Origin of the sequence: Streptomyces sp. MBT65 (assembly GCF_016612545.1) — a bacterium.
In the GTDB taxonomy this organism is placed as follows: domain Bacteria; phylum Actinomycetota; class Actinomycetes; order Streptomycetales; family Streptomycetaceae; genus Streptomyces.
Map to the genome: position 1 here is coordinate 1 of NZ_JAENRY010000632.1, position 2,136 is coordinate 2,136.

1 protein-coding gene and 1 pseudogene are annotated in these 2,136 nt (G+C 74.0%); both read left to right on the forward strand.

The window, feature by feature from the left end:
* Window positions 1-1,020 precede the first annotated feature (1,020 nt).
* The gene (locus JHN63_RS51150) at window positions 1,021-1,779 is read left to right on the forward strand and encodes a serine/threonine-protein kinase (RefSeq protein ID WP_374223035.1); all 759 of its coding nucleotides are present in this window, start codon (window positions 1,021-1,023) and stop codon (window positions 1,777-1,779) included.
* A gap of 157 nt (window positions 1,780-1,936) precedes the next feature.
* Window positions 1,937-2,136, forward strand: a pseudogene (locus JHN63_RS54945) (cell division protein DivIVA); the annotation flags it as partial.

The following is a 2,136-nucleotide window of genomic DNA, read 5'->3' on the forward strand; positions in this document are numbered from 1 at the left end:
GTGCAGGGGGTGAGTGACTCCGGGGTGATCGGCGCCGGTGGGGGTGACGTGGTGGGTGGTGATCGTGTCGGCGGAGGTGATGCGGTGATCGTCTCTGCCGGTGGTGCTGTGGTGGGCAGCGAGAGCCTCTACTGGGGCGCTGTGGTGGGCGGTGATCGCGTTTCCCGGAGGTAGTGCGCTGGGCAGTGATCGCGTTTCGGGGTGGTGGCGCGGTGGGCAGCGATCGAGTCTCCGGGTGGTGGCGCGGTGGGCGGTGGTCGCACCTCCGGGTGGCTGACGCCGACTCAACTGCCGGGTTTCTGTGGGCCGGACGACTTCTGTGGTCGAACACTCGTGTGCGGGACGGCATTTGGGGCCGACCGTTCCTGCGGGAGGCGGCTTCGGCGCCGGACTGCTTCTGAGGCCGACCGTTCTTGCGACGGACCGTTCCGGGGATGGAGCCCTCCCGCGGCGGGCCGCTTCCAGCCGACCGCTCCTGCGGCGGACGGCTTCGGTGCCGGACGGCTTCTCCGAGGCCGACCGTTCCTGCGAGCGACTGCTCCCGCGATGGATCGTTCCTGTGACGCCCCCCCGCGGCGGGCCGCTCTCAGCCAGCCTCTCCTGCGGCGGACGGCTTCTGCGCCGCGCGACTTCTGAGGCCGACTGCTCCCGCGATGGACTCCTCCTGCGACGGCGCGCTCCTAGCCGGCCTCTCCTGAGGCAGACGGTTTTTGCGCCGGACGGCATCTGAGGCGACCGTTCTTGCGGCCGCCCCCGCTCCCGGCCGCTCGCACGACGGAGCCGCCTCTCGGGGGATCGGTCGATCCCGCCGTCAACGGCCCCCGTCGACGGCCGCCGTAAGCCCGCCCGCCCTGTCACGTCTGAGGCCCCGTCGTACCGCTGGGGCGCAGGGGTCGGCGTCCTGCTGGATTGGTGGGATTGGTGCGGAAAAGGCCTCTTGTCAGTGGCGGGTGCGAGGCTACCTTCGGAGACAGGTTCCGCGCGTTCTCGGGGGAGGCGCGCCGTCTCGGGGGAGGCGTGATGGCTGGGGATACGCCGGAACAGGGCGAGGGCCGGGTGGTCAACGGGCGCTACCGGCTGCTGCGCATGCTCGGCGCGGGCGGCATGGGCCGCGTATGGCTCGCGTACGACGAGGAGTTGGCCTGCGAGGTCGCCGTCAAGGAGATCTCGCTGCCGGACGTGCCGGCCGACGTCGGCGAGCCCGCGCAGCGCATCGCGCGGGCTCGCAGCGAGGCGCGGCACGCGGCCCGGCTGCGCGGGCATCCGCATGTGGCGACCGTGCACGACGTGGTGATCCATGAGGGCCTGCCCTGGATCGTCATGGAGTACGTCCCGGACGGCGTCGACCTCCAGGCGGCGCTGCGGCGTTCGGGCCCGCTGCCGCCCGCCCGGGTCGCCCGTATCGGCCTCGCCGTCCTCGACGCGCTCACCGCCGGACACCGCATCGGCATCCTGCACCGGGATGTGAAACCGGCCAACATCCTTCTGGCGCCCAACGCTTCGGGCGATCCGTACGCGCGCGTGCTGCTCACCGACTACGGCATCGCCCTCCAGCCCGAGTCGCGCGAACCCCGGCTCACCTCCACCGCCGGCATCCTCGGCACGCCCGGTTACCTCGCCGCGGGCGCGCTCCGGGGCGAGGTTAGCGGGGGTGGCGCGAGCGGGCGGTGGAGTGCCGGGGGGTCCGTCGACACCGGAGGGCTTCGGCCGGGTGCCGGACGGGTTCGGCCCGCCGCCGGGCGGCTTCGGCTCGGCACAGGGCGGTCCGTTCGACGCTGATCGGCCGCCGGGGTCTGTCGCCGATGGTGTGCCCGGCCCTGTCGGGGGTGGTCCGCAGGGCTACGGGGGCTACGTCGGGAGTGGTCCGCCGGGTGAGCTGGGCCATGCCGAGAGCGGACCTCGGGGTCAACTCCCGGGTGGGCGGCCCGGATACGGCGTGGGCGGGCCCTACGTGGGCGGCCCCTACGCCCCACAGACCCCGGTCGGTCCCGGGGGCACCGACCAGGGCCCGGCGCCGTACGGCGACCGGCCCGCGGCCGTCCTCGGGGGCTCCACGCCCGCAGGCGCGCCCACCCCGGGGACACCGGAAGCCCCGGGCGCCCCCCATACCCCCGGCGGCCCGCAGACCCCCAACAC